This is a genomic window from Amycolatopsis antarctica (assembly GCF_002262875.1).
Classification (GTDB): Bacteria; Actinomycetota; Actinomycetes; order Mycobacteriales; family Pseudonocardiaceae; genus Amycolatopsis; species Amycolatopsis antarctica.
Genome location: NZ_NKYE01000001.1, coordinates 259,161 through 275,682 on the forward strand (window position 1 = coordinate 259,161; position 16,522 = coordinate 275,682).

19 protein-coding genes are annotated in these 16,522 nt (G+C 67.1%); 15 read left to right on the forward strand and 4 right to left on the reverse strand.

The features are described from left to right. Positions 1–312: 312 nt before the first annotated feature. The 12 genes from secY to truA all read left to right on the forward strand — a co-directional run bounded on the left by secY (position 313) and on the right by truA (position 8,450). The gene (secY, locus tag CFN78_RS01370; protein ID WP_094860675.1) at positions 313–1,620 is read left to right on the forward strand and encodes a preprotein translocase subunit SecY; all 1,308 of its coding nucleotides are present in this window, start codon (positions 313–315) and stop codon (positions 1,618–1,620) included. Beyond that, positions 1,617–2,171 (forward strand): adenylate kinase, encoded by a 555-nt coding sequence (locus tag CFN78_RS01375; RefSeq protein ID WP_094860676.1) that lies wholly within the window; start codon positions 1,617–1,619, stop codon positions 2,169–2,171. The genes secY and CFN78_RS01375 overlap by 4 nt, the downstream gene beginning before the upstream one ends. 44 nt (positions 2,172–2,215) lie before the next feature. Further along, positions 2,216–2,992 (forward strand): type I methionyl aminopeptidase, encoded by a 777-nt coding sequence (gene map / locus CFN78_RS01380; protein ID WP_094860677.1) that lies wholly within the window; start codon positions 2,216–2,218, stop codon positions 2,990–2,992. Between the two features lie 378 nt (positions 2,993–3,370). After that, entirely contained in the window at positions 3,371–3,592 is a 222-nt protein-coding gene (infA, locus tag CFN78_RS01385) for a translation initiation factor IF-1 (protein ID WP_009948665.1), read from the forward strand. Between the two features lie 37 nt (positions 3,593–3,629). Then, entirely contained in the window at positions 3,630–3,743 is a 114-nt protein-coding gene (gene rpmJ, locus CFN78_RS01390) for a 50S ribosomal protein L36 (RefSeq protein ID WP_091673789.1), read from the forward strand. A 206-nt stretch (positions 3,744–3,949) separates the two neighbouring features. Continuing rightward, on the forward strand, positions 3,950–4,330 hold the full coding sequence (rpsM, locus tag CFN78_RS01395; protein ID WP_094860678.1) for a 30S ribosomal protein S13: 381 nt from the start codon (positions 3,950–3,952) through the stop codon (positions 4,328–4,330). Then, the gene (locus tag CFN78_RS01400; protein WP_094860679.1) at positions 4,327–4,515 is read left to right on the forward strand and encodes a hypothetical protein; all 189 of its coding nucleotides are present in this window, start codon (positions 4,327–4,329) and stop codon (positions 4,513–4,515) included. The genes rpsM and CFN78_RS01400 overlap by 4 nt, the downstream gene beginning before the upstream one ends. Positions 4,516–4,534: 19 nt before the next feature. Further along, a complete protein-coding gene (gene rpsK, locus CFN78_RS01405; protein WP_094860680.1) occupies positions 4,535–4,936 on the forward strand; it encodes a 30S ribosomal protein S11 in 402 nt (133 codons plus the stop codon). Between the two features lie 23 nt (positions 4,937–4,959). Beyond that, the gene (gene rpsD / locus CFN78_RS01410; protein WP_094860681.1) at positions 4,960–5,565 is read left to right on the forward strand and encodes a 30S ribosomal protein S4; all 606 of its coding nucleotides are present in this window, start codon (positions 4,960–4,962) and stop codon (positions 5,563–5,565) included. 118 nt (positions 5,566–5,683) lie between these two features. Beyond that, complete coding sequence (locus tag CFN78_RS01415) at positions 5,684–6,757, forward strand: DNA-directed RNA polymerase subunit alpha (protein WP_094860682.1); 1,074 nt, start codon at positions 5,684–5,686, stop codon at positions 6,755–6,757. 80 nt (positions 6,758–6,837) lie between these two features. After that, the gene (rplQ, locus tag CFN78_RS29685; protein ID WP_094860683.1) at positions 6,838–7,539 is read left to right on the forward strand and encodes a 50S ribosomal protein L17, sunset domain variant; all 702 of its coding nucleotides are present in this window, start codon (positions 6,838–6,840) and stop codon (positions 7,537–7,539) included. Positions 7,540–7,604: 65 nt separating this feature from the next. Then, positions 7,605–8,450, forward strand: a complete 846-nt coding sequence (truA, locus tag CFN78_RS01425; protein WP_205660413.1) for a tRNA pseudouridine(38-40) synthase TruA — start codon at positions 7,605–7,607, stop codon at positions 8,448–8,450. 4 nt (positions 8,451–8,454) lie between these two features. Here truA and CFN78_RS29690 read toward each other — a convergent pair whose 3' ends face one another. Then, positions 8,455–8,709 (reverse strand): DUF559 domain-containing protein, encoded by a 255-nt coding sequence (locus CFN78_RS29690; protein ID WP_240519192.1) that lies wholly within the window; start codon positions 8,707–8,709, stop codon positions 8,455–8,457. An 855-nt stretch (positions 8,710–9,564) separates the two neighbouring features. Between CFN78_RS29690 and CFN78_RS01435 the strand changes: the two genes are divergently transcribed. After that, positions 9,565–10,382 (forward strand): IS5 family transposase gene (locus CFN78_RS01435; RefSeq protein WP_094861049.1). Its coding sequence is split into 2 segments (ribosomal slippage): positions 9,565–9,913 and positions 9,913–10,382, totalling 819 coding nucleotides; the frame shifts between segments, so codons are not numbered across the junction. Positions 10,383–10,460: 78 nt separating this feature from the next. On the opposite strand, the gene CFN78_RS01440 is transcribed toward CFN78_RS01435, so the two are convergent. Together CFN78_RS01440 and eccE are read right to left on the reverse strand one after the other, a co-directional pair. Beyond that, complete coding sequence (locus tag CFN78_RS01440) at positions 10,461–11,183, reverse strand: hypothetical protein (protein WP_094860686.1); 723 nt, start codon at positions 11,181–11,183, stop codon at positions 10,461–10,463. Next, complete coding sequence (gene eccE, locus CFN78_RS01445) at positions 11,180–12,415, reverse strand: type VII secretion protein EccE (protein ID WP_094860687.1); 1,236 nt, start codon at positions 12,413–12,415, stop codon at positions 11,180–11,182. The genes CFN78_RS01440 and eccE overlap by 4 nt, the downstream gene beginning before the upstream one ends. Before the next feature lie 2 nt (positions 12,416–12,417). Between eccE and CFN78_RS28665 the strand changes: the two genes are divergently transcribed. Then, positions 12,418–12,690, forward strand: a complete 273-nt coding sequence (locus CFN78_RS28665; RefSeq protein WP_165777401.1) for a hypothetical protein — start codon at positions 12,418–12,420, stop codon at positions 12,688–12,690. 166 nt (positions 12,691–12,856) lie between these two features. After that, positions 12,857–14,479, forward strand: coding sequence for a type VII secretion protein EccB (gene eccB, locus CFN78_RS01455; protein ID WP_094860689.1), 1,623 nt, complete (start codon positions 12,857–12,859; stop codon positions 14,477–14,479). A 338-nt stretch (positions 14,480–14,817) separates the two neighbouring features. Here the strand turns inward: eccB and CFN78_RS01460 are convergent, their stop codons facing one another. Next, a complete protein-coding gene (locus CFN78_RS01460) occupies positions 14,818–16,515 on the reverse strand; it encodes a type VII secretion-associated serine protease mycosin (protein WP_276307314.1) in 1,698 nt (565 codons plus the stop codon). Between the last annotated feature and the right edge of the window lie 7 nt (positions 16,516–16,522).

Below are 16,522 nucleotides of genomic sequence, written 5' to 3' on the forward strand. Positions count from 1 at the left end.
ACGTACCGGGCAAGGAGGCATTGCACGGCAGTGTTCCCGCTGGGCGGGGACGTCTTCGCGCAACCCTCCGAGGGGGCCGAAATTGATCGCTGTCGGCGGAATCAGAACCACCTGGACCGACGTCCGTCGGTAAATGCCGCACGCCGTGTGGCTGCCCTCAAGGGTGCTGTTAGAGTCGGCGACACGCTTCAGGGCCGGTGTGTCCTGGAGCGCTCCTGGCTTGCCCGCCAGTGAATATCGTGTTCCTGCCGGTTCACCCCGGCCAAGCCGATCGTCGGTGCGAGAACCGGCGACGCCGAGGAGGTCCCCCGCGTGCTCAGCGCCTTCCGCTCGGCTCTCGCTACGCCTGATCTGCGCAAGAAGATCTTCTTCACGTTGATGGTGGTGGCCGTCTACCGAATGGGTGCGGTCACTCCCGCTCCCGGGGTTTCCTACCCGAACGTGCAGGCGTGCCAGGCGCAAGTCGACGACCAGGGCATCTACTCGCTGCTGAATCTGTTCAGTGGCGGGGCGCTCCTGCAGTTGTCGATCTTCTCGACCGGCATCATGCCGTACATCACTGCCAGCATCATCGTTCAGCTCCTCACCGTCGTCATCCCGCGGTTCGAGGAGCTGAAGAAGGAGGGCCAGTCCGGCCAGGCGAAGCTGACGCAGTACACCCGGTACCTCACGATCGCGCTCGCGATCCTGCAGGCCACGGGTGTCGTCGCACTCGCCGACCGCGGCCAGCTGTTCCAGGACTGCACCGAGCCGGTGCTCCCGGACAACAGCGTCTGGACGCTGGCGATCGTCGTCATCACGATGACTGCCGGCACGGCGGTCATGATGTGGCTCGGTGAGCTCATCACCGAGCGTGGCATCGGCAACGGCATGTCGATCCTGATCTTCCTGAACATCGCGGCCCGGATCCCGGCCGAGGGTGCGAACATCCTCGAGTCGCAGGGAGGCCTGGTCTTCGCCTTCGTCTGCCTTCTCGGCCTGGCGATCATCGCCAGCGTCATCTTCGTCGAGCAGGGGCAGCGCCGGATCCCGGTGCAGTACGCCAAGCGGATGATCGGCCGTCGCATGTACGGCGGCACGTCGACGTATCTGCCGATCAAGGTCAACCAGGCCGGTGTCATCCCGGTGATCTTCGGTTCGTCGTTGCTCTACCTGCCGCAGTTGCTCAGCCAGCTCATCGGAGACCCCAACGAGGCATCCGGCTGGAAGGTCTTCCTGCAGAACTACATCGTCAACCAGTCCAGCTGGCTGCACATCCTGCTGTACTTCGCGATGATCATCGGCTTCACGTACTTCTACATCTCGATCACGTTCAACGTGGACGAGCGTGCGGAGGAGATGAAGAAGTTCGGTGGGTTCATCCCGGGCATCAGGCCGGGGCGCCCCACCGCGGAGTACCTCAGCTTCGTGCTCGGCCGGATTACCCTGCCCGGCTCGCTGTACCTGGGCATCGTCGCGATTCTGCCGAACTTCTTCCTGTCGATCACCGGCCAGGGCAACAACCAGAACTTCCCGTTCGGTGGCACTGCTGTGCTGATCATGGTCGGTGTCGGTCTGGACACCGTGAAGCAGATCGAAAGCCAGCTGATGCAGCGTAACTACGAAGGGTTCCTCCGATGACGCGTCTGGTTCTCGTCGGCCCTCCTGGTGCCGGCAAGGGCACCCAGGCGGTCGCGCTGTCCGAGCGCCTCAGCATCCCGCACATCTCCACCGGCGATCTGTTCCGTGCCCATGTTGGGGAGCAGACGCCGCTCGGGCAGGAGGCCAAGCGTTACATCGACTCCGGTGAACTGGTGCCGGACTCGGTGACCAATGAGATGGTCCGTGAGCGTCTGGCCGAGCCGGACGCCAAGGCGGGCTTCCTGCTGGATGGCTTCCCGCGCAACACCAAGCAGGCCGACGTGCTCGGTCAGATGCTGGTCAACGCGGGAACGAAGCTGGATGCGGTCATTCAGTTGGAGGTCGCCGAGGACGTCGTCGTCGGACGGCTGCTCTCCCGTGGGCGCTCCGACGACAAGGAAGACGTCATCCGCCGCCGCCAGCAGGTCTACCGCTCGGAGACGGCGCCGCTGCTCGAGTACTACGGCGGCATCCTGATCGCCGTTGACGGTGTCGGCGAGGTCGGCGAGGTGTCCACCCGCGTGCTGGACGCCCTCCGCGACCGCTCGTGAATCTGAGCGGTCTGAAAGGGCTCCGGTTCTTGAAGCGTGGGCGAATGATCGAGATCAAGACCTGTGGCGAGATCGAGGCCATGCGCGCCGCCGGCCTTGTCGTCCGGCGCACGCTGGACGCCGTGACCGAAGCGGCGAAGGTCGGTGCGACCACCGCGGATCTCGACGAGCTCGCCGAGCAGACGATCCGGAGTGCTGACGCCGTGCCGTCGTTCAAGGGCTACCACGGTTTCCCGGGATCGATCTGCGCTTCGGTCAACGAGGAGATCGTGCACGGGATCCCGTCCTCGGCTCGGGTGCTCGACGATGGAGATCTGATCTCGGTCGATTGCGGTGCGATCCTCGATGGCTGGCACGGGGACGCCGCCGTGACCATCCTGGTTGGCGAGGTCTCGGCCGCCGATGTGGCACTGTCCGCCGCCACCGAGGCGGCCATGTGGGCGGGGATTCGCGCTGTGGCCGCGGGCGGAAGGCTCACCGACATCTCGCACGCTATCGAGACCGAGGCGCTGCGAGCCGCCGCTGCGGACGGCGTGGATTACGGGATGATCGCCGAGTACGGCGGCCATGGCATCGGCACCCAGATGCACATGGATCCGTTCTTGCCGAATCTCGGTAAGCCCGGCAAGGGACCTCGGCTGAAGGTCGGCATGGCGCTCGCGATCGAGCCGATGCTCACCGGCGGAACAGGGGAGACGGTCGAACTCGAGGACGGCTGGACGGTCGTGACCGCCGACGGCTCCCGTGCCGCGCACTGGGAACACACCGTCGCGATCACCGACGACGGCCCGTGGGTTCTGACCGCCCCCGAACACGACTGATACTGACGCCGTACCGCCTGGCCTGGGTGACCGCCTAGCGCGTTCAGCGGGCTAAACGCGCTCGGTGCGGCCGTCGGGACCCGCGATACCGGACACATCGGACCCCCCGAGGCGACGGCGACGACATTCAGCCCGCTAAACGCACTCTGCCGGTGGCGTACGCTGGACGTCGACGGGGCCGAGGCGTGGCGTGTACTACCACGTGCGGCCCCGGTTCGCGCGGTGCGAAACGGCCTGCGTACACTGTCAAGTCGGCGTACTCATGACGTCGATCCCAGCGCGCTTGCGAAGTTTCTGGAGCATCGGATCGGCGTACGTGTGCGTCGAGTATCGCCAGGCAAGCACTCAACGCTCAACCAATCACGAATTGCGGAGTACATGGGCAAGAAAGACGGGGCCATCGAGGTCGAAGGCCGCGTAATCGAGCCGCTCCCCAACGCGATGTTCCGAGTCGAGTTGGAGAACGGCCACAAGGTCCTTGCACACATCAGCGGCAAGATGCGGCAGCACTACATCCGCATTCTGCCGGAGGACAGGGTCGTCGTAGAGCTGTCGCCCTATGACTTGTCCCGTGGTCGCATCGTCTACCGCTACAAGTGATCACGGCGAGCAGAGGCCAAGCAGGAGAGCAGGAGACGTGAAGGTTCAGCCGAGCGTCAAGAAGATCTGCGACAAGTGTCAAATCGTCCGGCGTCACGGCCGGATCATGGTGATCTGCGACAACCTGCGGCACAAGCAGCGGCAGGGCTGATCACCGCTCTCGTCACAGAGCGGATTGACGGTTAAGACGAAGCCTCCCCGCACCTCCCGGGTCGCGCGAGCGACCCGGTACACCCCCGGACTTCAGGCCGGGGCCGGGACACCGGTCGTGAAAGCGGCCGGGACGACATGCGAGTCGGTCCCGGAATGGTCGGGGAGCAGACCTGAAGCGAAGTCCAGACAAGGAGCACACCAGCAATGGCACGACTCGCTGGCGTGGATCTCCCCCGCGAGAAGCGGTTGGAGATCGCGCTGACTTACATCTTCGGTATCGGCCGGACCCGGTCCGTGCAGATGCTCGCCGCCACGTCCGTCGACGGCAATCGCCGCGTCAAGGACGTCAACGACGAGGACATCGCGAAGCTGAAGGATTACCTCGAAGAGCACTACAAGGTCGAGGGTGACCTCCGCCGCGAGGTGAACGCCGACATCCGGCGCAAGATCGAGATCGGCTGCTACGAGGGCCTTCGTTGGCGTCGTGGGCTTCCCGTCCGCGGGCAGCGCACGAAGACCAACGCTCGCACCCGTAAGGGCCCGAAGAAGACGGTCGCCGGAAAGAAGAAGGCCGGCAAGAAGTGAGCATCCAGGGCAGGAAGGTCGTGCACATCGCAGGCGCGCAGCGCCGCGGTACGGCTTCGTGTGTTTCGCCCAAGGCGCTCTATGCCCGCCCGATGGCGCTGCGCCAGCTCTACACCGACGCCGGTTCCGTGATCCGGCGCGGGCAGCGGGAAGCAGCAGTCGCTCACCAAGAGAACTCGCGCTAACGAGGAGAATCACCCAGAAATGCCACCGAAGACTCGCGCGGGGGCCAAGAAGGTCCGCCGCAAGGAAAAGAAGAACGTCGCTCACGGGCATGCCCACATCAAGAGCACGTTCAACAACACGATCGTTTCGATCACCGACCCGACCGGTGCGGTGATCTCGTGGGCGTCGTCCGGCCACGTGGGCTTCAAGGGCTCCCGTAAGTCGACGCCGTTCGCGGCGCAGATGGCCGCCGAGAACGCTGCCCGCAAGGCCGCCGAACACGGCATGAAGAAGGTCGACGTGTTCGTCAAGGGACCGGGTTCCGGTCGCGAGACCGCGATCCGCTCGCTGCAGGCGGCCGGCCTCGAGGTCGGCACCATTCAGGACGTGACCCCGCAGCCGCACAACGGCTGCCGCCCGCCCAAGCGGCGCCGGGTCTGAGGAACGGGGAGGAGTAAGAAGAAATGGCTCGTTACACCGGACCCGCGACTCGTATCTCGCGTCGCCTCAAGGTCGACCTCATCGGCGGCGACCAGGCTTTCGAGCGTCGCCCCTATCCGCCCGGCCAGCACGGCCGTGGGCGGATCAAGGAGTCCGAGTACCTTCTGCAGCTCCAGGAGAAGCAGAAGGCTCGTTACAGCTACGGAATCCTCGAGCGCCAGTTCGTCCGCTACTACAAGGAAGCCGCACGTCGCACCGGCAAGACCGGTGACAACCTGCTGCAGATCCTTGAGTCGCGTCTGGACAACGTGATCTACCGCGCCGGCATCGCCCGGACTCGCCGGCAGGCGCGTCAGCTCGTCAGCCACGGCCATTTCATGGTCAATGGCAAGAAGGTCAACGTGCCGAGCTTCCAGGTCTCGAAGTTCGACATCATCGACGTCAAGCCGAAGTCCGCCGGCACGCTGCCCATCGTGGCTGCCAAGGAAGCACTCGGCGAGCGTCCGGTCCCGGCGTGGCTGCAGGTCGTGCCCTCGACACTCCGTGTTCTCGTGCACCAGTTGCCCGAGCGCGCACAGATCGAGATTCCGGTCCAGGAACAGCTCATCGTCGAGCTCTACTCGAAGTGATCACACCCGGGCCTTCCTGGCCCGGATGCGATCGGGCGGCGGCGCCCCGAGTGCGCCGCCGCCTCGCCATCCCTTTCGGCGTCAAATGGCGGATGCCGGCAGGAAACGGAGATAGAAAGTGCTGATTTCCCAGCGACCGGCCCTCGGCGAGGAGACGGTCAACGAGACGCGTTCCCGGTTCACCATCGAACCGCTGGAGCCCGGTTTCGGTTACACGCTCGGCAACTCGTTGCGGCGCACGCTGCTGTCGTCCATCCCGGGCGCGGCGGTCACCAGCATCCGCATCGACGGTGTCCTGCACGAGTTCACCACCGTCCCCGGGGTGAAGGAGGATGTCACCGACATCATTCTGAACCTGAAGGAGCTGGTCGTGTCCTCCGAGGAGGACGAGCCGGTCACCATGTACCTGCGCAAGCAGGGCCCTGGTGAGGTCACGGCGGCGGACATCGTCCCGCCCGCCGGTGTCACCGTGCACAACCCGGACCTTCACATCGCCTCGCTGAACGGCAAGGGCAAGCTGGAGATCGAGCTGGTCGTCGAGCGCGGCCGCGGTTACGTGCCCGCCCTGCAGAACAAGCAGGCCGGTGCCGAGATCGGCCGGATTCCCGTCGACTCGATCTACTCGCCGGTGCTGAAGGTGACCTACAAGGTCGAGGCCACCCGTGTCGAGCAGCGCACCGACTTCGACAAGCTGATTCTGGATGTGGAGACGAAGCCGTCGATCACGCCGCGGGACGCCGTCGCGTCGGCCGGAAAGACGCTGACGGAGCTGTTCGGTCTGGCTCGCGAGCTGAACATCGACGCCGAGGGCATCGAGATCGGCCCGTCGCCGCAGGAGGCGGACACCATCGCCGCCTACGCGATGCCGATCGAGGACCTGGACCTCACCGTCCGGTCGTACAACTGCCTCAAGCGCGAAGGAATCCACACGGTTGGCGAACTGGTCTCGCGCAGCGAGGCCGACCTGCTCGACATCCGCAACTTTGGCGCGAAGTCGATCGACGAGGTCAAGCTCAAGCTCGTCGGCCTCGGTCTCGCGCTGAAGGACAGCCCTCCCGGGTTCGACCCGACCGCCGCCGCGGCCAGCTACGACGGCGAGGGTTGGTCCGAGGGTGTCGACGGGATCGCCGACAGCATTTCGGACAACGGCCACGACGATGGCCAGGATTACGCAGAGACGGAGCAGCTGTAAGGCCAGCGCTGGTGGTCCACAGTGGACATCCACTGTGGACCGCTTGGTCTCACGGCTTGTGAGCTGAACTAGGAGAATCGATGCCCACCCCCACGAAGGGCGCCCGTCTCGGCGGGTCGCCGTCGCACGAGCGGTCGATGCTGGCGAACCTCGCCACGTCGCTGTTCGAGCACGGTCGCATCACCACGACCGAGGCCAAGGCCCGTCGGATGCGCCCGCTCGCCGAGAAGCTGATCACCAAGGCGAAGCGCGGTGACCTGCACAACCGGCGTGAGATCCAGAAGGTCATCCGCGACAAGGCCGTCGTGCACAAGCTGGTCGAAGAGATCGGACCGTTCTTCTCCGACCGCAACGGTGGCTACCTGCGCATCACCAAGGCGATGCCCCGCAAGGGCGACAACGCTCCGATGGCGGTCATCGAACTGGTTTCCGAGAAGACCGCCACCGCCGAGGCCGAGGCCGCGCGCAAGACCAAGTTCGCCAAGGACGCCCCGAAGGCCGAGGCACCCAAGGCTGAGGAGGCCCCGGCCGACACGGCTGACGCCACCGAGGCCGATGCCGGCATCTCGTTCGGCGAGGGCAGCCACGCGGCGCTGGAAGACGGTTCGCAGCCGGATGGTTTCCCGATCAAGGGTAACGCCAGCTCGAAGCTGTACCACGTGCCGGGGAGCTCGCACTACGACCGCACGGTCGCCGAGGTCTGGTTCGCCAGCGCCGAAGCCGCGGAGGCCGCGGGCTTCCAGTTGCCGCCGTCGCAGCGTGAGTCCGAGGACGAGTCCTGACGGCTGTCGATTCACCGAACGAGCCCGCCACTCCCTACGGGGAGGGCGGGCTCGTTCGTCTGCGTCTGGACGTAAGTTACGACGGCACGGACTTCTCCGGGTGGGCGCGGCAACCAGGCCGCCGTACCGTTCAAGGCACCCTCGAAGAGGCGCTCGCGAAGCAGCCCCCCGGCGCCGCCGTGCCGCGCTCGGTAGTCGTCGCCGGACGTACCGATGCGGGGGTGCACGCCTCGGGACAGGTGCTGCACGTCGACGTGGCGCCTTTAGCGGGCGGAATGTCGTCGGGACGGCTCCCAGTCGATGGGCAAGGCATTCCGGACCTGGAACGGATGCGGCACCGTTGGAACCGGTACTTGCCGGGGGACGTTCGGGTCCTGGACGCGAGCGTGGCTCCGGATGGGTTCGACGCGCGCTTTTCCGCGATCCGCAGGCGCTATCGCTACCAGGTCGCCGATGCCCCGTGGGGAGTGGATCCACTTCGACGGCACGACACGTTGGCGTGGCGGCGAGCGCTGTCCGTCGACGCCATGAACGCGGCATCAACGATGCTGCTGGGATTGCGCGACTTCGCTGCGTTCTGCAAACAACGTGAGGGCGCGACGACAATCCGGGAGCTGCAGGTTTTCCACTGGAGCCGAGTCGGGCGGCATGACGTCCACGTATCGGTGTCAGCAGACGCCTTCTGTCACTCGATGGTGCGCAGTCTTGTCGGTGCGATGTTGCTGGTGGGCGACGGTCGTCGCCATGTCGACTGGCCGGCAAAACTACTTCACGACGGTGTGCGTGACAGCGCGGTGGCGCCGGCTCATGGTCTGACCCTGGCCGGCGTCGACTACCCTCCGCCCGAGGAGTTGGCGGCCCGCGCAGACCAGACCAGAAATGTCCGCGAACTCCACGAACCACGCAGTTAGCGGGCTAAATGCGCCGCACGGCATCCGAGACGGCCCGCACGATCGCCTCGTAGTCCCTAGCGAGCTGCTCCGCCGTGATGACGACGAATCGCCACCCCTCGGCCACGATCCTGGCCCGGCGTTCGCGATCCCGGGCGGCCTGGTGCGGGGCAAGGTGCCACCGTCCGTCGTACTCGATCGCGACCTTGACCTCCGGTATCGCGAGGTCGAGCCTGCCGAGCAGTCGTCGCCGATATCGAACGTTGAACTGTGGGGTCACGCGGAAACCCGCCGTTGCAAGTACGACGCGCAGCTCTGATTCGGGCGGAGATTCCGCCCGTGGATCCGCGAGGTCCAAGGCACACCTCGCCAACCGTATGCCTCGATTCCGGCGCCGCAGCAGACTTCGCGCGAGTGCCGCACGCCGAACAAGTCCCGCGCGCAGGAACGCGTCGACGTCCGGAACCGCGATACGAAGTCGCCTGATCCAGCCGTGTTTGCGTGGCGAGAGCCGCAGCATGAGGTCCAGTGCGATTCGGCTGGGCCGCGCGATACGAATGCCGTTCCATGTGCGTGTTTCCGTGCGGTGTATCGCAGTTCGGCGGACTCGGATGCCATCGACAGGTCCGAAACGGAACTTCTCCGGTACGACGAACTCGATCGGATCATTGGGTGTGGCGAGGTGGACGCCGAGCACGGTGGCGGCGGAGCGCCCGGTCACTACCGCTTGGGGCGGCACGATCAACGCCGCGCCGCGGCATCGGAGTTCGTGGGTGACCGTGATGTCGGCAGGTACGTAGACATCCTGGAACAGTCGGCGGAACGATGGGCCTCGGAGCTGGCCCGCGGTGACGAGACCGGCTCGTCGGGCCTCGGACCCACGGAACACGTTGGTGAGACCACTCGTGTTGGCTTTCGGCGTCACCGAACCAGATTCGTACTGTCCACCGACGGTTCGCGCGATTCGCCGTCACGAATGCCTGAGTTGTCCACAGGCGCCTGGTTGTCCACAGCCGAGGAACGGGACCCTTGCCGGACGTATTGATTGAAATAGCTGGACGACTTTCCCTCGATCTGGTGCATTTAGAGCGTGTCTTACGTGGTGTTTGGCCGTTGATGCGCCATGATCTCGGTCTTGGTTGATCGTTTGTCGCTCCGTTTGGTGCCGGATGAGTTGTGGGAGTTGGTGGAGCCGTTACTCCCGGGGTTCGAGTCGCGTCCGCAGGGTGGTGGGACGGCGGTGGTGGACGCGCGGTCGGTGTTCACCGCGATCGTGTATGTGCTGACCAGTGGGTGTGCTTGGCGTGACCTGCCGCCCTCGTTTGGGGTGTCGTTCCAGACCGCGCATCGCCGCTTCACCCAATGGACCCGGGCCGGGCTCTGGCGTGACCTGCACCGTGTGCTGCTCGACGAACTCGGTAGTCGGGGGTTGCTCGACTGGAGTCGCGCGATCGTGGACGGTGCCTGTGTTCGCGCGAAAAAAGGGGATCGCTGACCGGGCCCAGCCCGGTTGACCGAGGCAAGCCCGGCTCGAAGATCCATGTCCTGTCCGAGCGAGGCGGGCTGCCGCTGACGGTCGCGATCTCTGCCGCCAATACCCACGACTCTGCCGCATTGAAGCCCCTGGTGATGGCGATCCCGGCGGTGAAGTCCCGCCGTGGTCCCCGACGGGGCAGGCCGGCGAAGCTGCACGCGGACAAGGCCTACGACCAGACTGCTCTGCGACGCTGGGTACGTGATCAGGGCATCGCGGTGCGGATCGCCCGCAAGGGTATCGAATCCACCGACAAGCTCGGCATACACCGCTGGGTCATCGAGCGAACCATGGCCTGGCTCACCGGATACCGACGCCTGACCCTGCGCTACGAACGCAAAGCCCACCATTTCCTCGCCTTCCTCACTCTCGGAGCCACCCTGACCTGCTGGAAAAATCTCCGAAAACACGCCACATGAGACAAGCTCTTAGCCCGCTAAACGCACCAGGGAGGCCACGAGGAGGCGCAACCAGCCCGCTAACGGCGCTGGAGGGGTTCAGTCCCCCCGCGTGATCGCACCGATGAGCTGCTTCTCCTTGGCTGTGGTCACCAGGCGGAGCGGTCGCCAGAGATTGGGGCCGAGCGCGACGACCTGGTCGTCCTTCAAGCCTGTCAGTTGCCGCATCATCTGCGGCGGCAACCGCCAGATACGCGCGGCGAGCTCGGCCTGCCCGGCCGGCAGACGCTGCATCAGTACGAGATCGGCGGCGTTGGCCGTCGCACTCGCCTGCGGGTGCAGGTACGGCAGCACGTACACCGTCGTCTGCCACGGCGAACGCGGCGGGAACAGATCCTGCGGGGTGGGCCCGCCGTCGTGGATCACCAGCAGTGGCGCGTCTTCCGACGGGCGCGGTAGCTCCACGGGCGACAGCCTGCGGATCTGCACCAACGGTGACGGCCCGCCGTTAGGGCCGCTCCCGGCGGCCTTCGACAGCAGTTGCCAGGCTGCCGGACGTCCTGTCGCGACGACGATCCACGCCCCGACGGCCATCGCACGCAGGGCGACCTGTCGTGCGAGGTAGAGCCCGCCGACAAGGACGATGCGTGTCGGTGTCGACCGCAACGCGGAGATCGTTAGCGGCTCACCCTGAAGACCGGAACCCAGCACGATGCCGCCACGGTCACCCGACGGACTGACCGCGTCGAGCATCGCCGGGTCAACGGTGAACTCCGGTGCGACGCCGGTCTGCTGGCCGGCGTCACGCACACGCGAGGTCATGCGGTGCCTCCCATCGGGAGGGTGGCGGCGAGCCCGGCGATCTGCCGACCGCGCAACTGCGTCAGCGTCACCCCTAGGTTGTTGGCGATGTTGGTGAGACGTTCGTCGGCGGCATCGAGTTCGCGAGGGTTGCGGGCGCTGAGCCGCACGACGCCGCGGAGGCCGATCTTGCCCTCGTCGGACGCGGGGGAGATCGCCATGGCCACGGTGGCGGACAGCGCGCGCACGCTCGTCAGCGCGTTGAGGCTGCTGGTGATCTTGCCCTTCGGCCAGGCACTGATGGCGTAACTCGCGTGCCCGATTCCCGCGGCGGTGACACCCGTCCAGCGTTCCTGCAGAGTCACCTTCGACCCGGAACCGGCGACACCCGTCAGTTCGGCGGCGGAGACGCCCGCACGAAGCAACTCGTCCGGGTTCAACGGCCGGGTGGGGACCCCGCGTGACTCCAGTGCGTTGCGGACGCGGGAGAGGGCCCCGATCAACGCGCGATGCGCGCCGACGACGCCGCCGCCGCGCTCACGGATCGCGGACGGACACCTACGCGGGTCGAGTCGGATGGCGACCCAGGTCGTGCGCCGGGCGGCCGCGGGCAGCGGCCCCAGAACCTCCATGTACGAGGCCAGCGCCGGCGAGTCGGACGGCAGCGCCGCGCTGCCCGGGTAGCAGTGCCAGATCATCTGGATGGAGTCCAGCACCACGCCGCGGTCTTCCAGGCACGGGGCGAGCGCCGACAGAGGCAGGCTCGGTGCACTGCCCGCCTGGCTGATCAACGCGGGAGCCGGCTCGACGAGGAGCACCGCCGTCCAGGTTCCGTCGTGCCAGGCGAGGCCGACCTGCTGACGTTCGTGATCGACGCCGTGCGCCACGACCAGGTCCGGGACGGCGAGGCGCAGCAGGCTGACGCGCTCGTCGTCGGGACCGGTCACGGCCTCGTCGTCGGTGGCGATCGACTCGAGACTCGCGGGCGGCGTGGGTTCCGCTACCCGATCATGCGATCGCAAGGTGTACTGCGAGGTAAGTCCAACCCATTGGGTGAACCATTGGCCGCGCAAGCGAAGGAAGGCGATCACCAGTGCGATAAGCAGAACGGCGGCCGAGACGTACAGCAGCGAGTCGTTGATCGCCAGGAGGATCAGCCCGATGGCGAGGCCGATCTCGAGAACGATGAGGTTGCTGACGGGCAGCGGCCCGATGCTCGCGCCGAGTGTCCGGCGGCGTGACGGCGGTGCCATGCGTGGCGGGGTGGGAGCGGGACTCGCACCACCACTCGGCCGCGGGGGCGGGCCCGCCGGAGGACCGCCAGGGCCTCCAGGCCCACCTGGCCCACTGGGGCCACCTGGGCCTCCAGGACCGCCGGGCCCACTGGGTCCGCCCGGCCCTCCACGCGGCGGGCCTCCGCCGGGACCGCCGGGTCCGCCACCGGGACGCTGCGGCGGGCCGGGAGGACGACCTCCCGGCGGGGGCGGTGAGCCCGGCGGAGGTCCACCCGGACGTGGAGGAGTGGTGACGGACATCCGCTCGTTCTCTTCCCCTCGTTACGTACTCGTTCAGGCCGGGAAAGCCGGTCCCGGAGAGTCAGACATTAGTCCGGCTTGGTAGAAACCCACACCAGACGGTCCCCATACGACTATCGTGCGGAACCGTACCGCGACTGGGAGAGCTGTAGGTCGAGAATGCCCTCAACACCGACGACTAAGTCTCAAGTCCAGGCGTACCAGTTCGTTCTGCGTCGCATGCAGTCCGCGCTGGTCCGCCGGGACGCAGTGATGCTGCACGATCCGATGCGCACGCACTCGCGCGCGACGATCGTGGGTGTCGTGCTCGGCGCACTCGGCATGCTCGCCTTTGTCATCGTCGGTTTCTTCAGCCCCAAGCCGAAGCCGCCCACGGACGGCGGCATCATCGTCGCCAAGGAGTCCGGCGCCGTTTACCTGATGAGCGCCAACCCGCAGGCGCTGACGCCGGTGTTCAATCTCGCGTCGGCCCGCCTTCTGCACATGGCACAGGCGCAGCAGGGCGCTCAGGGAGGCCAGGCCCCGGCTGCCGGCTCCGCTCCACCGGAGACCAGGGTCATCCCGGAGGAACAGCTCAAGGACATCCCGCGGTTGCAGAAGATGGGAATCCCGGACGCGCCGGAGATGCTTCCCGGCAAGGACAAGCAGATCTCACCCAACTGGGCGGTCTGCGACGAGATCCAGCTCGACTCGAGCCTGAACGAGGGCGCGGCGATCCAGCGGGCGCAACGCGAGACCACCGTTCTGGGCGGTGTTCCCGATCTCGGGCCGGAGTTGCCGCGCGAGCAGGGCCTGCTCGTCACCGCGGACAACGACGAGTCCTACCTCGTGTACCGCTTGGCCGACAACCCGAACCGTTCCAGTAGCGAGACCGTCAAGGCGAAGGTCGACCTGGGGAACAACGCTGTCAGGTCGGCGCTCGAGCTGTCCGGGAACCCGGAGCGCACGGTCTCGACCGGCCTGCTCGACACGATTCGGGAGGTGCCCGACCTCGAGGCACCGGATGTGGCGGGCAAAGGCGAACCGAACAGCCTCGGACTGAACCAGCTCAACGTCGGCGAGGTCTTCTCCGTCTCGCGGGCGGGTGAGACCGTCCCCGACTTCTGGCTGATTCACAAGGACGGTATCCAGAAGGTGTCCGCGTCGGTCGCGGACCTGGTTCGCTTCGACCGGCAGCGCGGTGCCGAGGTGCCCAAGATCAGCCCCGACAGGCTCGCCGAGATCAGGACCATCGAGCCGCCCGAGGGCGCGGACATCGACGAGTATCCGCCGATGATCCCCGAGATCCTCAGCCCGTTGCAGGCGCCCGTCACGTGTCTGGGCTGGAAGGTCGTCGGCGAAGGGGAGAACCGGGACGGCGAGACGACGCTGCACGTCGGTCCGTCCATGCCGGGGCCGAAGAACGGCCCGGACGGCAAGCTGCGGTCGTTGGACATCGGTCAGGCGAACCCGGACGGCTCGAAGGTCGACAAGTTCTATATGCAGCCCGGGCTCGGTGCAGTCGTCCGTTCGGCGACGGGCAAGGACACGTTCGACAGCGGCCTCATCTACGTCATCTCCGATCGTGGCCTCCGTTACGGCATCCCGGACGTGGCGACGGCGCAGGGGCTCGGGCTGACGGACATGCAGCCCGCGCACGATCCGATCGTCCGATTGTTGCCGACCGGTTCGGAATTGACGACCAGCGAGGTTCTGCGCACCTACGACCGAGTGCCGATCGATCCCAACGCGGGAACGTTCCCGACCGAGCAGCCGCAGGCCGCGAACCCCGGCGGCGGCTGAAACGCGACACACGATGGACCTCCGGTGGCCCTGGCAGTCGATCCGACTGCCAGGGCCACCGTCGTATCTGGCCCCGGGGAACTCGGGGAAACCCTCGGACTGATCGGTCAGGTCTCGCCGACTGGACGTTCGGTCGAGCGCTGCCGTGTGAGGGGTAGCCGGGAAGTGCGTTTAGCCCGCTAAACGCGCGCGGTGGGTGCCGTCGCACCAAGACGAACGGGTTGGACGTGATCGAGGGGAGGCCCCCAACGAGGGGCCAGAAGGTCTGGGGCGGTCGAGGGGGCGGAAGGCCGGGTGGCGCGTTTAGCCCGCTAAACGCGCCACCCGGAGGGCCTCGGTCAGGCAACCTTCCGGCTCGGAGCCGGCCCCTCGGCGCGGCTGCGGCGGATGGTGTGCACCACGAACAGTGTGATTCCGAGTGCGACCAGGGCACCGGCCGCACCGGCGAGCGCCACGATCATCGGCGTCGAGCTCGCCTCGTTGAGCGGCGGAAGCCCGGACGGGAGCGCCTCGCTCTTGGCGGGCGCCAGGCCGTTCTCCCCCGGGACGATCGACGTCAGGGCGGCCATCGGGTTGATCGGGCCGTAGCCGACAAGGTTGTCTCGGCCGCCGACGGCACCCGGATGCTGCGCCGTCTTCTCGATCCGGTTGATCACCTGCTTGGCGTCGAGCTCCGGGTACTTCGCCCGGACCAGCGCCGCGAGGCCGGCGACGTAGGGGGCCGCGAAACTGGTGCCCTGGATCTCCGCAGGGTCCTGGTTGCCTTCCTTGGTCAGGTTGGCGAGCTTGTCCGAACCGGCGGCGGGGTCGAGCGAGATGATCTCGGTGCCGGGTGCGGCCACGCTGACCCAGGGACCGCGCAGGCTGAATTCGGCCACGGCCCCGTCCCGGCCGATCGCCGCGACCGACAGCACGTAGTCCGAGAACCACGGCGGCGTGACGATGCTGACCGGTTTCTTCGGGTCCGGGCCGACGTTCTGCGGACAGCTCTCCCCGATGTTGCCTGCGGCCGACACGACGACGACGTCCCGTTCCTCGACGGCGAACTTCACCGCGGCGTGCAGGTCGTTCTCCTCGGGGGAACTGCGGCCGTCCGCGGGGCGGCACGAATTGATCGAAATGTTCATCACCTGCACGCCCTGGTTGGCCGCGTTCATGACGGCCTTCGCCAGCGTGCCGAGATCCCCTGCGGAACCCTCGAGGCCCTGCTTCCTGCCGTCGCCTTCCTGGCTTCCCTGTGACGGCGCCGTCCCGTCGCCGGAGCCGGGTGCGCGCAGGGCTTCGGGCTGTTCGGCGGGCGGTTGCTCACCTTCGGGGGGCGCGGGCTGCTCGCCCTCGGGCGGAGCGGGAGCCCCTTCCGCGGGAGGCGCCTCGCCCTCCGGCGGCGCGGCCGGCGGCGGCGCGGCCTGCGGCGGGGGCGCGTCGGGGACCGTGTAGTTCTCGCTTGACTGCCGGATCGACAGGATCCTCGCTTCGGGCGCCATCCCGACGAAACCGATGTTGGGGTCACCTGGCTGCCCGGCGATGATGCCGGCGACCTCGGTGCCGTGGCCGTCGCAGTCCTCCAGGCCGAGCCCGCCCCCGGTGTTCTTGACGTAGTCGCCGCCGCCGAGCACGCGCCCCTGGAAGAACGGGTGCTGGGTGACGCCGGTGTCGATCACGGCGACCTTGGTCTCCTGGCCGTCGATGGTGCCGCCGAGTCCGCCGGTACTGGACTTCATCAGCGCGTGCACCTCGTCCAGGCGCAGGAAGTCCTGCGCCCACGGACGGTTCGGCAGCAACGTCTGGTCCTTGACGTCGAGGTTGTCGTCGCGCTGCACGCAGTCGATCGTCTTCTCGTACGCCTCGTCCGGCATCCCGTCGTCCTCCGGCGGGGCGGCCGACGGTGGCGGAGGCGTGGCGTAGTAGCCGCCCTGTTCGGGCGGGACCGGATCCTGCGCCGACGCGGTCAGCGGGTGGATCCCCGGAGCGAGAACACCCACCGCGGTCGCGAGCAACAAGGCGGCTGCGCGCCGTGAGGTCGGTTGCGGACGCACGTGTCCC